General features: G+C 58.8%; 22 protein-coding genes. 7 read left to right on the top strand and 15 right to left on the bottom strand.

Going from position 1 to position 22,232, the window contains the following annotated elements:
- Positions 1–28 precede the first annotated feature (28 nt).
- Positions 29–2,104 (bottom strand): mechanosensitive ion channel family protein, encoded by a 2,076-nt coding sequence (locus K1567_RS19570; protein WP_220698784.1) that lies wholly within the window; start codon positions 2,102–2,104, stop codon positions 29–31.
- Between the two features lie 159 nt (positions 2,105–2,263).
- On the opposite strand from K1567_RS19570, the gene K1567_RS19565 reads away from it, so the two are divergent.
- From K1567_RS19565 to K1567_RS19550, 4 genes are read left to right on the top strand one after another with little or no spacing between them, the layout of a single operon-like run.
- Positions 2,264–3,190, top strand: coding sequence for a DUF72 domain-containing protein (locus tag K1567_RS19565; RefSeq protein WP_220698783.1), 927 nt, complete (start codon positions 2,264–2,266; stop codon positions 3,188–3,190).
- Entirely contained in the window at positions 3,187–3,963 is a 777-nt protein-coding gene (locus tag K1567_RS19560) for an endonuclease/exonuclease/phosphatase family protein (protein ID WP_034100983.1), read from the top strand. The genes K1567_RS19565 and K1567_RS19560 overlap by 4 nt, the downstream gene beginning before the upstream one ends.
- Positions 3,960–5,222 (top strand): cardiolipin synthase ClsB, encoded by a 1,263-nt coding sequence (gene clsB, locus K1567_RS19555; RefSeq protein WP_220698782.1) that lies wholly within the window; start codon positions 3,960–3,962, stop codon positions 5,220–5,222. Before K1567_RS19560 ends, clsB begins: the two co-directional genes overlap by 4 nt.
- The gene (locus K1567_RS19550) at positions 5,212–6,168 is read left to right on the top strand and encodes a lysylphosphatidylglycerol synthase domain-containing protein (protein WP_034100985.1); all 957 of its coding nucleotides are present in this window, start codon (positions 5,212–5,214) and stop codon (positions 6,166–6,168) included. Before clsB ends, K1567_RS19550 begins: the two co-directional genes overlap by 11 nt.
- Positions 6,169–6,170: 2 nt before the next feature.
- Here K1567_RS19550 and K1567_RS19545 read toward each other — a convergent pair whose 3' ends face one another.
- The 3 genes from K1567_RS19545 to K1567_RS19535 form a co-directional block, all read right to left on the bottom strand.
- On the bottom strand, positions 6,171–6,926 hold the full coding sequence (locus tag K1567_RS19545) for a S9 family peptidase (protein ID WP_034100986.1): 756 nt from the start codon (positions 6,924–6,926) through the stop codon (positions 6,171–6,173).
- A complete protein-coding gene (locus K1567_RS19540; protein WP_220698781.1) occupies positions 6,916–8,025 on the bottom strand; it encodes a DUF3182 family protein in 1,110 nt (369 codons plus the stop codon). Before K1567_RS19540 ends, K1567_RS19545 begins: the two co-directional genes overlap by 11 nt.
- A gap of 171 nt (positions 8,026–8,196) precedes the next feature.
- Positions 8,197–9,168, bottom strand: a complete 972-nt coding sequence (locus tag K1567_RS19535; protein WP_220698780.1) for a GlxA family transcriptional regulator — start codon at positions 9,166–9,168, stop codon at positions 8,197–8,199.
- 96 nt (positions 9,169–9,264) lie between these two features.
- Between K1567_RS19535 and K1567_RS19530 the strand changes: the two genes are divergently transcribed.
- Positions 9,265–9,828, top strand: coding sequence for a cysteine hydrolase family protein (locus K1567_RS19530; protein WP_034100989.1), 564 nt, complete (start codon positions 9,265–9,267; stop codon positions 9,826–9,828).
- Between the two features lie 21 nt (positions 9,829–9,849).
- On the opposite strand, the gene tam is transcribed toward K1567_RS19530, so the two are convergent.
- Complete coding sequence (gene tam / locus K1567_RS19525; RefSeq protein WP_099312849.1) at positions 9,850–10,611, bottom strand: trans-aconitate 2-methyltransferase; 762 nt, start codon at positions 10,609–10,611, stop codon at positions 9,850–9,852.
- Positions 10,612–10,894: 283 nt separating this feature from the next.
- On the opposite strand from tam, the gene K1567_RS19520 reads away from it, so the two are divergent.
- Entirely contained in the window at positions 10,895–11,719 is an 825-nt protein-coding gene (locus K1567_RS19520; RefSeq protein ID WP_034100991.1) for an alpha/beta fold hydrolase, read from the top strand.
- A gap of 81 nt (positions 11,720–11,800) precedes the next feature.
- On the opposite strand, the gene K1567_RS19515 is transcribed toward K1567_RS19520, so the two are convergent.
- Together K1567_RS19515 and K1567_RS19510 are read right to left on the bottom strand one after the other, a co-directional pair.
- A complete protein-coding gene (locus K1567_RS19515; protein ID WP_017849542.1) occupies positions 11,801–12,316 on the bottom strand; it encodes a single-stranded DNA-binding protein in 516 nt (171 codons plus the stop codon).
- 9 nt (positions 12,317–12,325) lie between these two features.
- Positions 12,326–13,720, bottom strand: a complete 1,395-nt coding sequence (locus K1567_RS19510; RefSeq protein ID WP_034100992.1) for an MFS transporter — start codon at positions 13,718–13,720, stop codon at positions 12,326–12,328.
- 178 nt (positions 13,721–13,898) lie between these two features.
- Here K1567_RS19510 and uvrA point away from each other — a divergent pair, with 178 nt between their 5' ends.
- A complete protein-coding gene (uvrA, locus tag K1567_RS19505) occupies positions 13,899–16,733 on the top strand; it encodes an excinuclease ABC subunit UvrA (RefSeq protein ID WP_220698779.1) in 2,835 nt (944 codons plus the stop codon).
- A 66-nt stretch (positions 16,734–16,799) separates the two neighbouring features.
- Here the strand turns inward: uvrA and bfr are convergent, their stop codons facing one another.
- From bfr to rpmJ, 8 genes are all read right to left on the bottom strand, one after another.
- Positions 16,800–17,264, bottom strand: a complete 465-nt coding sequence (bfr, locus tag K1567_RS19500) for a bacterioferritin (protein ID WP_003176400.1) — start codon at positions 17,262–17,264, stop codon at positions 16,800–16,802.
- Positions 17,265–17,418: 154 nt separating this feature from the next.
- The gene (locus K1567_RS19495) at positions 17,419–18,867 is read right to left on the bottom strand and encodes a catalase (protein ID WP_169868948.1); all 1,449 of its coding nucleotides are present in this window, start codon (positions 18,865–18,867) and stop codon (positions 17,419–17,421) included.
- Positions 18,868–19,105: 238 nt separating this feature from the next.
- The gene (rplQ, locus tag K1567_RS19490) at positions 19,106–19,492 is read right to left on the bottom strand and encodes a 50S ribosomal protein L17 (protein ID WP_003176402.1); all 387 of its coding nucleotides are present in this window, start codon (positions 19,490–19,492) and stop codon (positions 19,106–19,108) included.
- A 41-nt stretch (positions 19,493–19,533) separates the two neighbouring features.
- Positions 19,534–20,535: a DNA-directed RNA polymerase subunit alpha gene (locus K1567_RS19485; RefSeq protein WP_003176403.1), complete on the bottom strand. Its 1,002-nt coding sequence runs from the start codon at positions 20,533–20,535 to the stop codon at positions 19,534–19,536.
- Positions 20,536–20,557: 22 nt separating this feature from the next.
- Entirely contained in the window at positions 20,558–21,178 is a 621-nt protein-coding gene (rpsD, locus tag K1567_RS19480) for a 30S ribosomal protein S4 (RefSeq protein ID WP_003176404.1), read from the bottom strand.
- A gap of 18 nt (positions 21,179–21,196) precedes the next feature.
- Positions 21,197–21,586, bottom strand: coding sequence for a 30S ribosomal protein S11 (rpsK, locus tag K1567_RS19475; RefSeq protein ID WP_002555466.1), 390 nt, complete (start codon positions 21,584–21,586; stop codon positions 21,197–21,199).
- 30 nt (positions 21,587–21,616) lie between these two features.
- On the bottom strand, positions 21,617–21,973 hold the full coding sequence (gene rpsM / locus K1567_RS19470) for a 30S ribosomal protein S13 (RefSeq protein ID WP_003194635.1): 357 nt from the start codon (positions 21,971–21,973) through the stop codon (positions 21,617–21,619).
- 129 nt (positions 21,974–22,102) lie between these two features.
- A complete protein-coding gene (rpmJ, locus tag K1567_RS19465; RefSeq protein WP_002555468.1) occupies positions 22,103–22,219 on the bottom strand; it encodes a 50S ribosomal protein L36 in 117 nt (38 codons plus the stop codon).
- Between the last annotated feature and the right edge of the window lie 13 nt (positions 22,220–22,232).

Genomic DNA, 22,232 nt, shown 5'->3' with positions numbered 1-22,232 from the left:
GCCCCCGATGAGGCCCTAACAAACACCATCAAACAACCGGCGCCTCAGCATCCGGCGCATCCAGTTGCACCCTACGATTGGGCAGCAACACCTGCTGTGGATAAGTCTGCGCAAAGTGCACCTCATCACAGTTATCCACAAGCTTTTTCAAGCGCTGGTTGAACGCGCGGCTTACCGCATACTGCCCGCCCGAGACGGTGCGAAATTGCGCGGTCAGCACCACGCCGTTGAGGTCCATTTTGTCGACGCCAAACACTTCCAGCGGGCCTTGCAGGTTGTATTTGAGGAATACGTCGTCGCGGATCGACTGCCCCGCCTCGCGGATCAGCTCCACGGCCTTGTCCACATCGGTGTCGTAGGTGAACTGCACCGAGAAAAACGCATAGGCGAATTGCCGCGATTGGTTGGTCACCGCCTTGATCTGCCCGAACGGCACCGAATGCACAAAGCCCTTGCCGTCGCGCAGGCGCAGGGTGCGGATGGTCAGGCCCTCGACGGTGCCGGCATGGCCGGAGTCGAGCACCACCCAATCGCCGATCGACAGCGTGTCTTCGATGATGATGAACAGGCCGGTGATCACATCCTGCACCAACTGCTGGGAACCAAAACCAATCGCCAGACCGACCACACCGGCACCCGCCAGCAGCGGCGCGACGTTGATGCCAAGGTTGGCCATAGTGGTGATCGCGCAGATCACCACCAGAATGATCTTCACCGCATTGCGCAGCAGCGGCAGGATGGTTTTGACCCGTGTGCTGGGTTGGCGGCTGGAGCGTTTGTTTACCGGCGGCTTGAGCGCTTCCTGGATCGCCGTGTCGAGCACCACCCAAAACAGCCATGTCACCAGCAGGATCAGGCCGATGCTGCTTAGGGAGTCACTGATCGCCCGGCCCACCGAATTGCGTTGGGCGAATTCAAACAGCGACACGCCCCAGATGCGCCCAAGAATCTCGATAAAGGCAATCGCCATAACGATACGCAGGACCGCATGCAGCAGGCTGAGGAAACGTTCCTTGTAGGCGCTGCTGCGCTGGATTGCCACCTGGCTGCGGGACTTGAACAGGTGTTGCAGCACCGTGCTGAGAAACACCGTGCCGATCAACAAAATGGTGGTGAACAGCGCGCAACGCAGGGCTTTCTGGTTATCGTCGCCGGCACCGATCAGGTTGATCGCCGAGACCAACACCATCAACAGGATTGGCCAGTACCACAATCCGGAAAACACCCGCAGCGACTGCTGCAACGCCGGATGCTTGAGGCGCTGGGCCAGCGGCCGATTCCGGATCAGATGCGCCACCGGCCGGCGCAGGCGCACCACCAGCACGCCAAAAATCACCGCCGCGAACAGGCCGGTGAACACCGCGATACTGCTGGTGATATTGCCGCCGAACTGCCGTGCGATCTGTGGGCTGGTCAGTGCATCGCTGAGCGCGGCGAGAAAACCGATCAGGAACAGCGGCTTTGGGCAGTACTCGCGAATGATCTGCACCGCGCGCCGCTTATGCCCGAGGTTGAACATGACGATCACGCACAGCAGTACCGAGGTAGAGAAGATGCCGCTGCTGGTCGCGTAGGCAAAACACAGCGCCAGCGCGCGACCAATAGACGGGGAAAGAAAATGGCTGACGTAGAGGGTCAGCGGCAGACAGATCAGCGCCGGAATCGTATAGGGCACGACATAACTGAGCACACCCAACAGGCGCTCCCGCCGCTCGAAGAAAGAACGCTGGCCAAGACGCCGCACGATCAGCCGACCGAGTAAGGTCAACAGGGTAAAGGCGCCGATCCACACACCGGACAGCAGCAGAAAGTCCCCGGCGACGCTCCACGGCGAACGTTGCGCGGTCTGGTTGACCAGGCGCCCGACTTCATCGGCAGCGCGGTCCGCGCGCAAGCGCCAGGCATCGATAAGGTTCTGATTGAGATCGAGCTTGTCCTGCACCTCATCGAGGCTGGAGCTGATCGCGCCGAGAAGGCCGCCCTCCACCAGCAATTCCGGCTTGGCCGGGGCTTCGGTTTCAGGCGCGGTAGCCGCGGCGTGCAATGCGCCGCTGCCACACAACAGCAGCGCACCAAGCAGTAATGCAGTCTTTGAATTCAGCAAAACACCGGGCTCCTTCGCGTAGGTCTGTAAGGAACTGACGGGTTTGCTTCCTGATCGTTCCCGAGAATGTGCCGTCTGTAGGAATCGCGAAACTTTCCGCCAAATCCGGCAGTCATCCAACAACGCAGGCAAACCGGCCTGGCATTGACAGGAGCAACCATGGCGGCGATTCACATCGGCATATCCGGCTGGCGCTATACGCCCTGGCGCGGGGACTTCTACCCCGAAGGGCTGCCCCAGAAACGCGAATTGCAATTTGCGTCACGCGCCGTCAACAGCATCGAGATCAACGGCTCGTTCTATGCGCTGCAAACGCCCAAGCGCTATGCCGAGTGGTACGCCGATACGCCTGAAGGTTTTATGTTCAGCGTCAAGGCCCCGCGCTATATCACCCACATCCTGCGCTTGCGGGATGTGCATAAGCCAATGGCGAATTTTTTTGCCTCCGGGGTGCTGGAGCTGAAAGAAAAACTCGGCCCGGTGCTCTGGCAGTTTCCACCCAGTTTCAAGTTCGATGCGCCGCTGTTCGAGGCGTTTCTAAAGGAGCTGCCCACCGACACCCAGCAAGCCGCCACCCTCGCCCGCCAGCATGAGGCGCGCCTGAACGGCAAGGCGAGCATGCAGGCCCACGGCAAGCGTGCGCTGCGCCATGCGGTGGAGATCCGGCATAAAAGCTTTGTCACCCCCGAGTTTGTAAAGCTGCTGGCACAGCACAACGTAGCGCTGGTGGTGGCCGACACCGCCGGCAAGTGGCCGTATGCCGAGGACGTGACTGCCGACTTTGTGTACCTGCGCCTGCACGGCGACAAGCAGTTGTACGCCAGCGGTTATACCGATGCAGCACTCAAACGCTGGGGCGAGCGCATCGACTGCTGGCGCCACGGCAAACAGCCTGCCGATGCTCACCTGATCGACCCGCACCACACGCCACCGGCACGTAAGCAACGCGACGTGTTCTGTTTTTTCGACAATGACATCAAGGTGCGCGCGCCTTTCGATGCCCGCCAGTTGCTACAGCGTTTCGCGCTGGACAAGCACTTGGCCAGCGCACCCGGACAACTGCCGGAACCGGGAGTGTTGCCATGACCCACCCTGAATTGATCCCCATCACCCCCACGGCGCCGATCACGCGCTTTACCGTGCTGACGGTGAATATCCACAAGGGCTTCACCGCACTCAACCGCCGCTTCATCCTGCCCGAGCTGCGCGAAGCGGTGCGCAGCATCGGCGCCGACATGGTGTTTTTGCAGGAGATCCACGGTACCCACGAGCAACACCCGCAGCGCTACAGCAACTGGCCGAACATGCCGCAGTACGAGTTCCTCGCCGACAGCATCTGGCCGCAGTTCGCCTATGGGCGTAACGCGGTCTACCCCCACGGCGACCACGGCAATGCGCTGCTGTCGAAATTCCAGATCGTGCGCTACGACAACCTCGACATCTCCCAGAGCGGCCACGAAAACCGTGGCCTGCTGCATTGCGTGCTGCGCTTGCCGGGCACGGGTCAGGAGGTGCACGCGATCTGCATCCACCTGGGCCTGCGTGAGGTGCATCGTCAGCAGCAATTGCGCCTGCTGGAGCAACGCATCGCGGAAATTCCGGCGGATGCACCGTTGCTGGTGGCGGGGGATTTCAACGATTGGCGGCAAAAAGCCGACTTGAGCCGCAGCGGTCTGACCGAAGTGTTCGTCGGCGCCCACGGCAAACCGGCGCGGACCTTCCCGGCGCGCCTGCCGTTGTTGGCGCTGGACCGCATCTACGTGCGCAACCTCACCGCCCATAACCCCCGGGTGCTGACTACACGGCCCTGGTCCCATCTGTCAGACCATGTGCCGTTGTCGGTGGAGATCGAACTATGAACATTGCGGTAGAACACATTTCCACCGATCAGCCGCCGGACGAAGCCAAGGCCCGCGACCTCGATTACGGCTGGCAGAGCGGCAATCAAATCGAGCTGCTGGAGAATGGCGAAACGTACTTCCCCAGGGTGTTCGAGGCCATGCGCCAAGCCCAGCGCGAGATCCTGCTGGAGACCTTCATTCTGTTCGAAGACAAGGTGGGCAATGAGCTGCAGAGTATTTTGATCGAGGCGGCGCAACGGGGCGTCAAGGTGGTCGCCAGCCTCGACGGTTTTGGCAGCGGCGAGTTGAGCCCGGCGTTCCTCGGTGCGTTGGCGGATGCGGGCGTGGCGGTGCAGATGTTCGACCCGGCGTCCAAGACGTTGGGCATTCGCACCAACTGGTTTCGCCGTCTGCACCGCAAGATCGTGGTGGTGGACGCTACCGTGGGGTTTATCGGCGGGATCAATTTTTCCGCCGACCACCTCGGCGATTTCGGCCCGGAAGCCAAACAGGATTACGCGGTGCAAATCACCGGCCCGGCGGTTGCCGACCTGCATCATTTCGCATTAGCGCAAAGCGGCCGCCAAGTGCGCACCCGACGTGGCTGGCGGCGGCGCCAGCAACGGCCCTCGGTATGGCCGGCCGAGCAAGGTGACGGTCAGGTGCGCCTGATTTACCGCGACAACCTGCAACACCGAGACGACATCGAAGAGGCGTATATCCATGCGTTGAGCAAGGCGCAAAAACGCGCGGTGATCGCCAACGCTTATTTCTTCCCCGGTTACCGGCTGCTGCGTGAGATCCGCAACGCCGCGCGGCGCGGGGTGCATGTGCAATTGATCATGCAGGGCCAACCCGATGTACTGCTGGCCAAGCTGGCGGCGCGCATGCTCTACGACTACTTGCTCAAGGACGGCGTGGTGATCCACGAATACTGCCAGCGCCCGCTGCACGGCAAAGTGGCGCTGGTGGATGACGAATGGAGCACCGTCGGTTCGAGCAACTTGGACCCGCTGAGTCTGGCGCTCAACCTGGAAGCCAACGTGCTGATCCGTGATCGTGCGTTCAACCAGCAGTTGTACGAACGCTTGGAGGCACTGGCGAACAACCACTGCAAGACCATGCCGGAGAACCGCAAGCCACGCCTGTGGCTGTGGCGGCTAACCGTGGGTTTCCTGGTGTTCCATGTGATGCGCCATTTCCCCGTGCTGACGGGTTGGCTGCCGGCCCATAAACCGCGTTTGAAACCTTTCGAGAGCCAGGCCCATGACCACTGAAACCGGCGGTTCACGCTTCAAGCGCTGGAAAAAACCGCTGACCATCGCGTTCTTCCTGCTGCTGATCGTGCTGTTCACGATGCTCGCGCGCCGCATCGACTGGAGCGAAGTGGTGCAGACCCTGGGCGACTTCAAGCTACGCACCCTGCTGATCGCCAGCGCATTGACCCTATGCAGTTTCATCGTCTACGCCTGCTTCGACCTGATCGGCCGCACCTACATCCGCCAGCCGTTGCGCTGGAAACAGATTTTGCCGGTGGGCATTATCAGCTACGCGTTCAACCTCAACCTCAGTGCGTGGGTGGGCGGTATCGCCATGCGCTATAGGCTGTATTCGCGGCTGGGGGTGAGCACCAGCAATATCGCCAAGATCCTTGGTCTGAGCCTGGCCACTAACTGGTTCGGTTACATGGCCCTGGCCGGCGTGGTGTTCAGTAGCGGTCTGGTGACTCTGCCGCCGGGCTGGAAGTTGAGCAGCGGCGCCTTGCAGGGTGTGGGGGTGTTGCTGGTATTGGCGAGCCTGGGCTACCTGGCGGCCTGCCGGTTCTCGAAGAAGCGCGCGTGGTCGATCCGCGGTATCGAAATCAACCTGCCGTCGCTGCGCATGGCGTGCCTGCAATTGGCATTGGGTGCACTGAACTGGTCGTTGATGGCGGCGGTGATTTTCACCCTGTTGCCGGGCAAGCTGGACTACCCGCTGGTGCTCGGCGTGCTGCTGATCAGCGCGATTGCCGGGGTGGTTACGCATATCCCGGCCGGGCTCGGGGTGCTGGAGGCGGTGTTTATCGCGCTGCTGCAACACGAGGCATCGCGCGGCAGCCTGCTGGCCGGGCTGATTGCGTACCGGGCGATCTATTTTATCTGCCCGTTGCTGATTGCCTTGGTCATGTACTTGGGCGTTGAAGCCAAGGCCAAGGCGCTGCGGGTGAAGAAAACACCCGCATAGGCTTAGCGCGACTGGATGATGCTTAAGCGCTCGCCCACCACCATCTCGGTGATCCAGTCCACCAGGATCGAGGTATAAGCCTGCTGGGACACCGGATCGCTGAGGGAATGGTCGGCACCGTCGATGATGCGGTGGGTCAGCGAGTGAGTATGCCGGCATGCCGCGCGGTAACTCATGATGGTGGCGTGGGGCACGTGGTCGTCGGTTTCCGATTCGACGATCAATACATCCCCGGTAAACACCGAACACGCGTGCAGGGCACGATTGGTCTCAGCCTGCACCAGGGTGCTGCGGTAATCCATCAAATCAGCCTTATCCAGGTCGCGCTTGGGCTTGAGCCACTCCTGATCGCGGTACAGCGCCGGTACCCGCAACGCCAGCCAACGCACCGGGCGTAACGAGGTGAGGATTGCCGCCAAGTAACCGCCGTAGCTGGTGCCCACCACCGCCACCGCCGAGGTGTCGATGGCCGGGTGCGCGATCAGCCGGTCGTAGGCGGCCAGCAGGTCGCGCAGGTTGTCTTCGCGCGTCACCCGCGACAGCGGAATACCGGTGCCGGCGTGACCTCGCAGGTCGAAGGTCAGGCATACACAACCCAGGCCCGCAATACCTTTGGCCCGCTCCAGGTCACGCTCCTGGCTACCGCCCCAGCCGTGCACAAACAACACGCCGGGCACCTTGGATTTGGGGCTGAGGAACGTGCCGCTCATTTGTTCGTCGTCGATATCGATCGCAATGCTTTCGCTTCTAGCCGTCATAAGAATTGACCGTTACGTACTTGAGAAGAAATTCGCTGTGTTCCGCCGGGCCTCGGTACACCTCGATGGCATCCGCCGGCAGCGCTTGGTGCTCGTAAGTCTCCACCGAGGACACATAAATGGCCTTCAGGCCCGGATGGTTGATAAAGCTCTGTAGCGCAGCGACTTCCGCGCTGCTGGCACCGCCCATGCGCCAGGACTGTTCGAGTACGCCGCTGCGGCGCTGGCCCTGGTTGTCCAGGCCTTGGGCGATATCGTAATTGCGCCGCGAGGCGTAGAACCCTGGGTAACATTGGTCGGCGGCGGCGTCGAATACCCTGGCCTGCTCGACCGCCAGGCGCACGTCGTCGGGCAGCGCCAGTGCAAGCAGATCGGCATAATCGCCAGGCACCACGAGCAGGTTGGAGCCACCGTAGACCTCTTCGCCCTGCCCGTCCCGCGTCAGGTATTGCTGGCCGCAGTAACTGAGCACGTAATCGCCGATAAAGCTCTGGCCCACGCTGTGGGTGACGACGTCGTGCAGGTCCTGCTCCAGCACTACGCCGTCGTTGAACATTGCCGCTGCTTCCGGGCGCGCCAGCACGGTATCCAGTTCGTCGAGGCTACGGATCACTTGTTGACCGCGCCCTGCGCAGGCATGCACGGGTTTCAGCCGTATCGCCCCGCTGTACAGCAGGCGCGTGGCAGCCTCCCGCGCATCGCCCAGGGCAAATACGCTGAGGCCATCAAGCACCACATCGCGCACTTGCTCGCAGAACTGCGCCGACCAGCCCTCCGGTGCTTTGGCATTCGGGCCGAGCAAGCCATGGCTGATGGCTTTGGTGCAGATGAAAGCGTGATCCACATATCCGCCCCACAGATCGTCCGGACCTTGGATATTCAAAGCGCGGGCCTGTTCTTGGCCGACAATGGTTTGCGTGGGCAATAAGTAAAGATCGCGCCCCGCATGCTGCTGCGGGTCATAACTGCCAGCGAACTTGAGCCCGAGGATTTGCGCCAGCCAACGGGCCAGGGCGCGATTGGTGTCGACTTCATGCTGGGGCGCTCCATCGCGCGTGGAATGCGCCGCCACAGATTTTTTGCGTTGAATCGGGGTCATGCGTCCCCCTTGGCCATCCTGCCATGTGTGTAGAAGGACAGTTGCAGGGATCAGGCCAACCCCAAGTAGAGGGACAGCGCTGGCAAATCAGTCAGTTACGCTCAGAGCGATAGCCATTGGCCTGTTTGATTCTGCACGACCTCTTCTAGCGCCTCCGGCGTTCTGCACGATTCAAACGCCAAAACGACTACGGTAGTCGCTCGGCGCCAGGCCGGTGATCTTCTTGAAGGTGGCGCGAAAGGCACTGGGGTCTTGATAACCCACGGTCCAGGCGATGTGGTCGATGGTGCCATTGGTGAATTCCAGCATTTGCCGCGCCTTGCCAACCCGCAGGTGCTGGCAGTATTCAGTGGGCTTGAGCCCGGTGGCATGGCGAAAACGGCGAAGGAACGTGCGTTCTTCCAGTCCCGCCTGCTGCGCCATGGCTGCAACGGACACATCCACCGCGCCGCTGGCCTGCAACCAATGCTGGACCTTGAGAATCGCCCCATCGCCATGGCTGAGGATCGGCGCAAAGTTGCTGCCGCACTGGCTGGCGCTGTCGCTGTGCTCGATCACCAGGAAACGCGCGGTGTCGGCGGCGATACTCGGCCCCATCAGGCGGTCGACCAGGCGCAAGCCCAATTCGGACCAGGCCATCAGCCCGGCGGTGGTGATGAGGTCGCCGTCGTCCACAATCGGCTTATCCGCCTCCAACCGCACCGACGGGTACAGCGCGGCAAACGACTCGGCGGATGACCAATGGGTGGTGGCGCTGCGCCCGTCCAGCAGGCCGCTGCGCGCCAGCATGATCGAACCGATGCACACGCCACCGAGCACCGTACCGTCGGCATGCCTTTTACGCAGCCACGCCAGCAGAGACGGCGGCGCCTGGTCGTCAGTGAAGCCACAAATCGAGGGCGGCACCAACACAGCTATCAGCGGCAGTTCCGGGCCGGGCTGGCTGTCGAATACCCGCACAGGTTCACCCTCGGCCTGCACTTGCCAATGGCTGATGCGCAGCAACGGTAGCTGGGTGGACGCATGCTCGGCAGCAATGCGATTGGCCACGCCGAACAGATCGGTCAAACCATGCACCGCGGCCAATTGCGCGCCCTGGTAGATCAGCACACCCAGCTCAACGGTGGAGCGTTCCACGGCCATTGTCAGTTTTCCCCCTGTTATTGTCGGTGCTGCCAATCCTCGGGCGCGGCGCCAGCTAAGATACTGGGCCCATCAACCCATCACGAGGCAACCTCCATGGCCAAGCAGGCGCTCATCCTAATCGATATCCAGAACGACTACTTCCCCCAGGGCAAGTGGCCGCTCGACGGCGTGCAAGCCGCTGCCGACAAGGCGGCGCAGGTGCTGCAAGCCTTTCGCCAGGCCGGCGATGCGGTGATTCATGTGCGTCATGAGTTTACGTCCGAGGATGCACCGTTCTTCACTCCCGGCTCCGAAGGCGCACACCTGCACAGCCAGGTGCTCAATCAAGGCGATGAGCCAGTGGTGCTCAAGCATTTCGTGAACGCGTTTCGCGAAACCAACCTGCGCGCGTTGCTCGAACAACGCAGCATCACCGAACTGGTAGTGGTTGGCAGCATGAGCCATATGTGCATCGACGGCGTGGTGCGGGCTGCGGCAGACATGGGCTACACCGTCACCGTGATCCATGACGCGTGCGCCACCCGCGATCTGGAGTTCAACGGCCAAGTGATTCCCGCAGCGCAGGTGCATGGCGCCTATATGGCGTCACTGGCATTCGGTTATGCGGGTGTGGTGTCGGCGGATGAGTTTCTGACAGCGCAAACGGCGACGGCCTGACCGCCACCGTTAAGGGACGCTTTAGCGCGTGGCGATGATGAACAGGCGCGGGAACGGCAACAGCACGGTGCCGTCAGCCAGAGCCGGATAACCTTGGGTGATCCGCGCCTGGTATTCCTGTAGGAAAGCGACTCTTTCTTCGTCGGTCAACGGCGCAAGAAAAGGTCGCAGCCCTGTGCCCTTGAACCACTCCACCACGGCCCCATGATCGGCCAACGGATGTTGGTAGGTGGTGCGCCATACGTCGACCGTGCTGCAGTGCTTGCTCAGCAGTTCGTAGTAGTAGCCAGGCGCATGCCGCTCGTTGTGTTTGAAGCCACCAATCTTCGCCGCCCACGGGCCATCGGCAGCGACTTCGCGGGCGAGCCGGTGCGCAGGTTCATCAAGGTTGTCCGGCGTCTGCACGGCCAAGGTGCCGCCGGGCGTCAGTTGCTGGATCAGGTGCGGGTACAACGTAGCGTGGTCGGGCAGCCATTGCAGCGAGGCGTTGGCCAGAATCACATCGAAAGACTGGGACGGCTGCCACGCGCCAATATCCGCCAGTTCGAAATTCAAGGCAGGCAAACGCTTACGGGCGTCGATCAACATATCGCCGGAGCTGTCGATACCAGTGATGTGCGCCTGCGGGAAACGCGCCGCCAATACTTCAGTGGAGTTGCCCGGGCCGCACCCCAGGTCAACGGCCGTGCGCACCTCGACGGTGGGGATGGCGGCAACCAGATCACGCACCGGGCGGGTACGTTGCTGTTCGAACATCGTGTATTGCTTGGCTGACCAGGTCATCGCGGCTTTCCTTCGTTTGAGAGGATGGCCACAGCCTAAATCGTGTTAGCTATGAGAACAAACCTAGGATTATTGGCCCTCCCTGCGTGGTAAGGGGGTTGGTACATCAGAAACCCAACGGGGGTTTTCCATCGTGTCGCCCGAGAAACCGATCTAAACTCAGTTCTGCCCCGTGCAGAATCGGCATCAGGGAGGCATTAGTAAAAACTGCCAGCGCAGTGTCCACGGACGATTTTTCTGGCCATCACCGCCAAATTAATCCGCATATCCATGGAGCTATGCCATGTCCTATCTAAAAACTCGCGAAGGCAATGATCTTTATTACAAAGACTGGGGCAGCGGTCAGCCCGTTGTGTTCTGTCATGGGTGGCCACTGAACAGCGACAGTTGGGAATCGCAGATGCTGCATTTCGCTAACAATGGTTTTCGCGCCATTGCACATGACCGCCGGGGGCATGGTCGTTCAAGCCAGCCCTGGGATGGCAATGACATGGACCATTACGCCGATGATTTGGCGGAGCTGATAGAACATCTGGATCTGAAAGAGGTAATTCTTTTCGGGTTTTCTACAGGCGGCGGCGAAGTCGCACGCTACATCGCTCGCCACGGCGTTGCGCGCGTAGCGAAGGCGGGTTTGATTTGCGCGGTCACGCCATTGATGCTTAAAACCGCCAGCAACCCACAAGGAACACCAATCGAAGTTTTCGACGGATTACGTGCCGACTCCATCGCCAATCGCTCGCAGCTTTATCTTGATCTGGCCAGCGGCCCATTTTTTGGATTCAACCGGGCGGGCGTCACACCCTCTCAAGGTTTAATTAATTCATTCTGGGCGCAGGGTGTGATGGGGGGGCATAAAAATACTTTTGATAGCATCAAAGCATTTTCGGAAACCGACTTCCGAGAGGACTTGAAACACTTCAGCATACCCACACTCATCATCCACGGCAGTGACGATCAAATAGTGCCGATACAGGCCTCTGCGTTGCAGACTAACTTCTTGATCCCGCACTCCGAGTTGCTGATCTACTCACGCGCGCCTCATGGTTTGACGGACACTCATAAGCAGCGGGTCAACACAGACATGCTGGCATTCGCCCTGCGTTAGGCGCAGTCCATACAAAAAAACCGCGCGGCTTTGTCAGCGGCGCGGTTTTTTTCAGCTTGCAGTGTTTGCCTTCAAGACGTCCTAGAACGGAATGTCATCATCAAAGCTGTCGAAATCCGCCGCCGGCTGAGGTGCCGCCTGCTGTGGCGCTGGACGCGACTCACGCTGTGGCTGCTGGCTTGGCTGTGGGCGCGACTGCTGTGGACGCGGTGCCGAGTTGGACATGCCGCCCTGGCCCTGTTGGTCGCCCTGTGGACGGCCGCCCAGCAGTTGCATGGTGCCTTGCATGTCGACCACGATTTCAGTGGTGTAACGCTTGATGCCGTCTTTTTCCCACTCGCGGGTCTGCAATTTGCCTTCGATGTAGACCTGCGAACCTTTGCGCAGGTATTCGCCGGCGATTTCCGCGACCTTGCCGAACATCGACACGCGGTGCCATTCGGTCTTCTCGACCTTCTGGCCGGTCTGCTTGTCGGTCCACTGTTCGCTGGTCGCCAGACTCAGGTTGGTCACGGCATTACCGTTAGGCAAGTAGCGAACTTCGGGATCCTGGCCGCATGTACCGACCAATATGACTTTGTTAACCCCACGGGCCATAACGTTCTCCTAAGCTGGGCGCGCTGTCGGCACTGGGTTGACCAGTTGCTCGAGCGTCGCGCGATCCAATAATTCGGTGTCCAATTTGATGTAGATCGCGGCTTCTTCCGCAACCACTACTGCGTCCGTTACTCCAACGACGGCCTTGAGGCGCTCGACCAAGCCAGCCTCGCGCATCGCTTCAGGCGATAACGGCAGGCGCAGGCTCGTCACATACGGAGGTTCGCGCATGGTAACAGCAAAGGCCAGCCAGAGGGCAGCCAGACCTGCGCACCCAAGGAACACAACCGACAAACCGCCATGCTGGAACATCCAGCCACCCATGATGCCGCCCAATGCGGAGCCCAGGAACTGGCTGGTGGAATACACCCCCATCGCCGTGCCCTTGCCGCCGGCCGGTGAAACTTTACTGATCAGCGAAGGCAGCGAAGCCTCCAACAGGTTGAACGCGGTGAAGAACACCACCGTGCCGATTACCAGCGCCCTCAGGCTATCGCCGAACTGCCAGAAGAATAGTTCAGTGAGCATCAATGTCGCGACGGCGCCCAGCAAAACACGTTTCATTTTGCGTCGCTTCTCGCCATAGATGATGAACGGGATCATGGCGAAGAATGAAATCAGCAACGCGGTCAGGTACACCCACCAGTGCTGCTCCTTGGGCAGACCGGCTTTTTGTACCAGGGCCAGGGGCAAGGCGACGAAGCTGCACATCAGCATGGCGTGTAATACGAAGATACCTAAATCCAGGCGCAGTAAGTCCGGGTGCTTGAGCGTCGGCAACAGCGCCTTGCGCGCAACGCCCGACTCGCGATGCTGCAGCGTGCCGGTGGAGCGCGGCACCATGAACGCCACGATCACGATACCGAACAATGCCATACCACCAGTGGCCAGAAACAAACCATGCAGACCAAAAGCGCGCGTCAGCAGCGGACCCACCACCATGGCCACGGCAAACGACAGGCCGATGGTCATGCCGATCATGGCCATGGCCTTGGTTCGATGCTGTTCGCGGGTCAGGTCCGATAGCAACGCCATCACCGCCGCGGAAATCGCCCCGGCGCCCTGTAGGATGCGGCCAGCGATCACGCCCCATATCGAATCGGATTGCGCTGCGAGTACGCTGCCAAGGGCAAATACGACCAGCCCGAGATAAATCACCGGACGACGACCAATGCGGTCGGAAATAATCCCGAACGGAATCTGAAAAATCGCCTGGGTCAGGCCGTAGGCACCAATGGCCAGACCAATCAAAGCGGGGGTCGCGCCTGCGAGATCCATCCCGTAAGTCGCCAGTACCGGCAACACCATGAACATGCCAAGCATACGGAAGGCGAACACCAGGGCCAGACCGCTTGCCGCGCGGGTCTCGCCGCTACTCATGCGTTCGCTGTGGGGATCGTGCATGGAAAAACCTCGTGTGAACCGGCGGCGATTCTACCAGTCCCATCGATTGAGAGGGTATATGCGGCGGTTTGCCGCGCAGCTTTCATGTAAGGCTGCAAGCGGCCTTTTGACAGTGTATATTCATCCAGTCTTTAGCCGTATACTCCGGCATTATTTACGCCCGCCGTGCGAGGCCATCTTGGACAAGATCCTGATTCGTGGGGCTAGAACCCACAACCTGAAGAACATCGACCTGACCCTGCCACGGGACAAACTGATCGTGATCACCGGCCTGTCCGGGTCCGGCAAATCGTCTCTGGCCTTCGATACGCTGTATGCCGAAGGTCAGCGTCGTTATGTGGAGTCGCTGTCGGCCTACGCCCGCCAGTTCCTGTCGATGATGGAAAAGCCCGACGTCGATACCATCGAAGGCCTGTCGCCAGCCATTTCCATCGAGCAGAAGTCGACTTCCCATAACCCCCGTTCCACCGTGGGCACCATTACCGAAATCTATGACTATCTGCGCCTGCTGTATGCGCGGGTAGGTATCCCCCGCTGCCCGGACCACGACATTCCTCTGGAAGCCCAGACCGTCAGCCAGATGGTCGACCTGGTGTTGGCGCAGCCCGAAGGGGCTAAGCTGATGCTGCTGGCGCCGGTGATCCGCGAGCGCAAGGGCGAACATCTGTCCGTATTCGAAGAGCTGCGCGCCCAGGGTTTCGTGCGAGCTCGCATCAACGGCAAGCTCTATGAACTCGATGAAGCACCGAAGCTCGACAAGCAGAAGAAGCATTCTATCGATGTTGTAGTCGATCGCTTCAAAGTGCGGGCGGACCTGCAGCAACGCCTGGCTGAATCGTTTGAAACAGCGCTGAAACTGGCGGACGGTATTGCCCTGGTCGCACCAATGGATGACGAACCGGGCGAAGAAATCATCTTCTCCGCACGCTTTGCCTGCCCGATTTGTGGCCACGCCATCAGCGAGCTGGAACCCAAGCTGTTCTCTTTCAACAACCCGGCCGGCGCCTGCCCGACCTGCGATGGTCTGGGGGTCAAGCAATTCTTCGACATCAAGCGCCTGGTCAATGGTGAGTTGACCCTTGCCGAAGGCGCGATACGCGGCTGGGATAGGCGTAACGTCTATTACTTCCAGATGCTCGGTTCGCTGGCCTCCCACTATAAGTTCAGCCTGGAAGTGCCGTTCAACCAACTGCCAGCGGACCAGCAAAAGGTCATCCTAAATGGCAGCGGCTCGCAGAATGTCGACTTCAAGTACTTGAACGACCGAGGCGATATCGTCAAGCGTTCTCACCCGTTTGAAGGCATCGTGCCGAATCTGGAGCGCCGCTATCGCGAGACCGAATCGGCGAGCGTGCGCGAAGAATTGGCGAAGTTCCTCAGCACCCAGCCGTGCCCGGATTGCCGGGGTACGCGCCTGCGACGCGAGGCGCGTCATGTGTGGGTTGGTGAAAAAACCCTGCCGGCGGTGACCAATCTGCCGATTGGCGATGCCTGTGAGTACTTTGGTGAGCTCAAGCTCACCGGGCGTCGCGGGGAAATTGCCGACAAGATTCTCAAAGAGATTCGTGAACGTTTGCAGTTCCTGGTCAACGTCGGCCTGGACTACCTTTCGCTCGATCGCAGCGCGGACACGCTGTCCGGCGGTGAAGCCCAACGGATTCGCCTGGCCAGTCAGATCGGCGCAGGCCTCGTGGGTGTCCTTTATATCCTCGATGAACCTTCGATTGGTTTGCACCAGCGCGACAACGACAGGTTGCTGGGCACCTTGAAACACCTGCGCGATATCGGTAACACGGTGATTGTGGTCGAGCACGATGAAGATGCGATTCGCTTGGCGGATTATGTGGTCGACATCGGGCCGGGTGCAGGTGTGCATGGCGGGCATATTGTCGCCGAGGGCACGCCGGCCGAAGTCATGGCTCACCCGGATTCGCTGACCGGTAAGTACCTCTCGGGTCGAGTGAAGATCGAAGTCCCGGCCAAACGCACACCGCGCAACAAGAAGATGGCCCTGCACCTCAAGGGCGCGCGTGGCAATAACTTGCGCAATGTAGACCTGGAGATTCCACTGGGCCTGCTTACCTGCGTGACGGGTGTTTCCGGGTCAGGCAAGTCGACGCTGATCAACAACACGCTATTCCCTTTGAGTGCCACCGCCTTGAACGGCGCGACCACTCTGGAAGCGGCGGCACACGACAGCATCAAAGGCCTGGAACATCTGGATAAAGTGGTCGATATCGACCAGAGCCCTATTGGTCGCACGCCGCGCTCTAACCCTGCGACTTACACCGGGCTGTTTACCCCGATTCGCGAACTGTTCGCTGGGGTTCCGGAGTCGCGCTCCCGCGGCTACGGGCCGGGCCGGTTCTCGTTCAACGTCAAGGGTGGCCACTGCGAAGCCTGCCAGGGCGATGGCTTGATCAAGGTAGAAATGCACTTCCTGCCGGACATCTACGTGCCCTGCGATGTATGCAAGAGCAAGCGCTATAACCGCGAGACCCTGGAGATCAAATACAAGGGCAAGAGCATCCACGAAACCCTCGAAATGACGATCGAGGAAGCGCGGGAGTTCTTCGATGCAGTTCCGGCACTGGCGCGCAAGCTGCAGACTTTGATGGATGTAGGCTTGTCGTATATCAAGCTCGGACAGTCGGCTACTACCCTGTCCGGCGGTGAGGCGCAACGGGTGAAGTTGTCTCGCGAACTATCCAAGCGCGATACCGGCAAGACTTTGTACATCCTGGACGAGCCGACCACCGGCCTGCACTTCGCCGATATCCAGCAACTGCTGGATGTGCTGCACCGACTCCGTGACCATGGCAATACCGTGGTAGTGATCGAGCATAACTTGGATGTGATCAAAACGGCCGACTGGCTGGTGGACCTCGGGCCGGAAGGTGGCTCCAAGGGTGGCCAGATCATCGCAGTGGGCACGCCGGAGCAGGTCTCCGAGATGCCCCAATCCCACACGGGTTACTACTTGAAACCTTTGCTGGCACGCGATCGGGCCTGATTTATCCGGCGCAATAAAAAGCCCCTGTCACCTTATTGGGTGACAGGGGCTTTTTCGTACCGGAAATCAGAACTGCGATTGCAGGTAGTTTTCCAGACCAATCAGCTTGATCAGACCCAGCTGTTTTTCCAACCAGTAGGTGTGATCTTCTTCAGTGTCGTTCAACTGCACACGCAGAATTTCGCGGGTGACGTAGTCGTTATGCTGTTCGCATAACTCAATGCCCTTGCAGAGCGCAGCACGAACTTTGTACTCAAGGCGAAGGTCGGCGGCGAGCATGTCAGGTACCGTCGTGCCCACATCCAGATCATCAGGGCGCATACGTGGCGTCCCCTCGAGCATCAAGATGCGTCGCATCAGCGCATCGGCGTGCTGTGCCTCTTCTTCCATTTCATGGTTGATACGCTCGTAGAGCTCGGTAAAGCCCCAGTCTTCGTACATGCGCGAATGGATGAAATATTGGTCACGAGCTGCCAGTTCGCCCGTCAGCAACGTGTTGAGGTAATCGATTACGTCGGGGTGACCTTGCATCGCCCTACATCTCCTGCTTGAAAGTCTGTAGTTTGAACCATGATGACCCGGAGGTCACGAGACCAACGGCAGAAAAGTGAAGATCTATCGCGAAAAGTGGCTAAAATAACGCAAAAACCGCCCAAATGAGGGCGGTTCTGCTTCTCGTTTAGAGTCAGTTAAGCGATACACCCAGCGCCTTTGCGATTGCTTCTCCGTAAGCTGGGTCTGCTTTGTAGAAGTGTCGCAACTGACGCTCAACAACATCACTCGAAACCCCAGACATCGCACCGGCAATGTTGTTGGTGAGCAGAGCTTTCTGCTCATCGCTCATCAGCCGGAAAAGCGCACCTGCGTGGCTGTAGTAGTCGGTGTCTTCGCGATGATCGTAGCGGTCCGCCGCACCGCTCAATGCCAACGCGGGTTCAGCATATTGAGGCGCTTGTTTCGGCGCGTCGGAATAGCTATTCGGTTCGTAGTTGGGAGCCGCCCCGCCATTACTACCGAATGCCATGGAGCCGTCACGCTGGTAGCTATTCACCGGGCTGCGTGGCGCATTCACTGGCAGCTGCTGGTGGTTGGTACCGACACGGTAGCGGTGCGCATCTGCATAAGCGAATACGCGACCTTGCAGCATACGGTCGGGAGACAACCCTACACCCGGAACCATGTTGCTTGGGCCGAACGCAGCCTGCTCTACTTCAGCGAAGTAGTTTTGCGGGTTACGGTTAAGCTCCAGCTCGCCAACTTCGATCAGCGGGAATTCCTTTTGCGACCATGTTTTGGTCACGTCGAAAGGATTTTCGTAATGAGCATTGGCCTGCGCCTCAGTCATGATCTGGATGCACACCCGCCATTTAGGGAATTCACCGCGCTCAATTGCGCTGAACAGGTCGCGCTGCGCGTAATCGGGATCTGTTCCCGCGAGGCGCGCGGCTTCTTCCGGCGCGAGGTTCTTGATGCCTTGCTTGGTCTTGTAGTGCCACTTGACCCAACGCCGCTCGCCTTGCGCGTTGATCAGGCTGTAGGTGTGGCTACCGAAGCCGTGCATATGACGGTAGCCATCAGGGATACCGCGGTCAGAGAACAAAATCGTGACCTGATGCAGCGCTTCGGGAGAATGCGACCAAAAATCCCACATCATTTGCGCGCTTTTCAGGTTGCTTTGCGGCAGGCGCTTTTGAGTGTGGATAAAGTCAGGGAATTTCAACGGATCGCGAATGAAGAATACCGGCGTGTTGTTACCCACGATGTCCCAGTTACCCTCTTCGGTATAGAACTTCAAAGCGAAACCGCGGGGATCGCGCTCAGTGTCAGCCGAACCACGCTCGCCACCGACCGTAGAAAATCGCAAAAAGGTAGGCGTCTGCTTGCCAACCGCTTCGAAAAGCTTAGCACTGGTGTATTGGGTGATGTCGCGGGTCACGGTAAACGTGCCGTATGCGCCCGAGCCTTTGGCGTGTACGCGGCGCTCAGGAATGTTTTCACGGTTGAAGTGAGCAAGCTTCTCGATCAGATGAAAATCATCAAGAAGCAGAGGACCACGCGGGCCGGCCGAACGAGAGTTCTGGTTATCCGCAACGGGAGCACCGCTCGCGGTGGTAAGGATTTTATCCTGGCTCATGTTCAATTTTCCTCAGGTCAGATGTGGCACTGCCGGCTAATCGGCTTGAAGGAAGTATTGATCATCAACATGAAACTGACAAATTCATTAAATCGTCAGCATCAATAGAAAATATCTACCAACAATTCCTATTCCCATGGTGCCAACTGCAATTTGAGGAAGCTTGTACCCATCGCGCTTTTCTTATGCGCACAAAAAACCGGGCACTAGGCCCGGTTTTTCGTTACAGACTGTCGTCTTACTCGGCGCTTACAGCTTCGCCAGCAGTAGCACGATCAACCAACTCGACGTACGCCATTGGCGCGTTGTCGCCAGCGCGGAAACCGCACTTGAGGATGCGCAGGTAGCCACCCTCACGGGTAGCGTAGCGCTTACCCAGGTCGTTGAAGAGCTTACCAACGATAGCTTTCGAACGAGTACGGTCGAAAGCCAGACGGCGGTTAGCCAGGCTGTCTGTCTTAGCCAAAGTAATCAGCGGCTCAGCAACGCGACGCAGTTCTTTAGCTTTCGGCAGTGTAGTTTTGATCAGCTCGTGCTCGAACAGCGACACCGCCATGTTTTGGAACATGGCCTTGCGGTGCGAGCTGGTACGGCTCAGGTGACGACCACTTTTACGATGACGCATGGTTCATTCCTTACCAAACTCACGTTCGGTGATTACGACGATCAGGCAGTCGCCTTGTCGTCCTTCTTAAGACTTGCAGGCGGCCAGTTGTCGAGGCGCATGCCGAGGGACAGACCGCGGGAGGCCAGAACGTCCTTGATTTCGGTCAAGGATTTCTTGCCCAGGTTCGGAGTCTTCAACAGTTCTACTTCGGTACGCTGAATCAGGTCGCCGATGTAGTAAATGTTTTCCGCCTTAAGGCAGTTAGCCGAACGTACAGTCAGTTCCAGATCGTCAACCGGGCGAAGCAGGATCGGATCGATCTCGTCTTCCTGCTCGATTACCACTGGTTCGCTGTCACCTTTGAGGTCCACAAACGCAGCCAACTGCTGTTGCAGAATGGTTGCAGCGCGGCGGATAGCCTCTTCAGGATCCAGGGTACCGTTGGTTTCCAGATCAATAACCAGCTTGTCCAGGTTAGTACGCTGTTCGACACGGGCGTTTTCCACCACGTATGCGATACGGCGAACCGGGCTGAACGAAGAGTCAAGCTGCAAGCGACCAATGCTGCGGCTTTCGTCTTCATCGCTCTGACGCGAGTCGGCCGGTTCATAACCACGACCACGAGCTACGGTGAGCTTCATGTTCAGGGCGCCGTTAGACGCCAGGTTAGCGATTACGTGATCGGGGTTAACGATCTCGACATCATGATCCAGCTGAATATCGGCAGCGGTAACCACCCCCGAACCCTTCTTCGACAAGGTCAGCGTAACTTCGTCACGGCCGTGCAGCTTGATAGCCAGACCTTTAAGGTTCAACAGGATTTCAATTACGTCTTCCTGTACACCTTCGATGGCGCTGTACTCGTGGAGCACACCGTCAATCTCGGCCTCGACTACTGCACAGCCGGGCATTGAGGACAACAGGATGCGGCGCAGCGCGTTGCCCAGGGTGTGGCCAAAACCACGCTCGAGAGGCTCGAGAGTGATCTTAGCGCGGGTTGGACTGACAACCTGCACATCAATGTGGCGGGGTGTCAGGAACTCATTTACCGAAATCTGCATGGATGCACCTATTTTCTAGCCCTTACTTGGAGTAGAGCTCGACAATCAGGCTTTCGTTGATGTCGGCGGACAGATCACTGCGAGCTGGAACGTTCTTGAAAACGCCCGACTTCTTCTCAGTGTCTACTTCTACCCATTCTACGCGGCCACGTTGGGCACACAGATCGAGAGCTTGGACAATGCGAAGTTGGTTTTTAGCTTTCTCGCGAACTGCGACCACGTCACCAGCACGAACCTGGTAAGACGGAACGTTTACGGTCTGACCGTTAACGCTGATCGACTTGTGCGATACCAGCTGACGGGATTCGGCACGAGTCGAACCAAAGCCCATACGGTATACAACGTTGTCCAGACGGCATTCGAGCAGTTGCAGCAGGTTTTCACCGGTTGCACCTTTCTTGCCAGCAGCTTCTTTGTAGTAGCCGCTGAACTGACGCTCGAGAACGCCGTAGATACGACGGACCTTCTGCTTTTCACGCAGTTGGGTGCCGTAATCGGACTGGCGACCGCGGCGTTGGCCGTGGATACCAGGTGCTGCTTCGATGTTGCACTTCGATTCGATCGCGCGCACGCCGCTCTTCAGGAAGAGATCGGTGCCTTCGCGACGAGCGAGTTTGCATTTTGGACCAATGTAACGAGCCATTCTTTACAATCTCCTGGATTACACGCGGCGCTTCTTCGGCGGACGGCACCCGTTGTGCGGGATTGGCGTCACGTCGGTGATGCTGGCGATCTTATAGCCACAGCCGTTCAAAGCACGGACAGCAGACTCACGACCTGGACCTGGACCCTTGACGTTAACGTCGAGGTTTTTCAGGCCGTATTCCAGCGCAGCTTGACCAGCACGCTCAGCAGCTACTTGAGCAGCGAACGGGGTGGACTTGCGGGAACCGCGGAAACCCGAACCACCGGAGGTAGCCCAAGAAAGCGCGTTACCTTGACGGTCGGTGATGGTCACGATGGTGTTGTTAAAAGATGCATGGATGTGGGCGATGCCATCAACCACTGTCTTTTTAACTTTTTTACGAGGACGAGCAGCAGGTTTTGCCATGATAATTTTCCTGTCGATTCGCGGGGGCGATTACTTGCGGATCGGCTTACGCGGACCTTTACGGGTACGCGCGTTAGTCTTGGTACGCTGACCGCGTACTGGAAGACCACGACGATGACGCAGACCGCGATAGCAACCGAGGTCCATCAAGCGCTTGATTTTCATGTTGATTTCGCGACGCAGGTCACCTTCAGTGGTGAACTTCGCCACTTCGCCACGCAGCTGTTCAATCTGCTCGTCGCTCAGATCCTTGATCTTAGCGGCTGGGTTTACCCCAGCAACTGCGCAAATTTTCTGCGCAGTAGTGCGACCAACACCATAGATGTAGGTCAGCGAGATAACAGTGTGCTTGTTATCTGGAATGTTAACGCCTGCAATACGGGCCATTCAGTGGGACTCCAATTGACAGCTACCTACGCCCCGGAAGCCAAGAAATAGGGCGCGAGATAATATCGCTGTAATAACAAATAATCAACCCGGCAGCGCACTAGCTGCCGGGCTTCAAGCGGATCACACTCAGCCTTGGCGCTGTTTGTGACGCGGTTCCGCGCTGCAAATTACTCGAACAACACCTTCGCGGCGAATAATCTTGCAGTTACGGCACAGCTTTTTCACCGATGCACGAACTTTCATCACCAACTCCTCG

The organism is Pseudomonas sp. S5F11 (genome assembly GCF_019641515.1).
Classification (GTDB): domain Bacteria; phylum Pseudomonadota; class Gammaproteobacteria; order Pseudomonadales; family Pseudomonadaceae; genus Aquipseudomonas; species Aquipseudomonas rhodesiae.
This window is presented reverse-complemented; position numbering and strand designations above follow the sequence as displayed.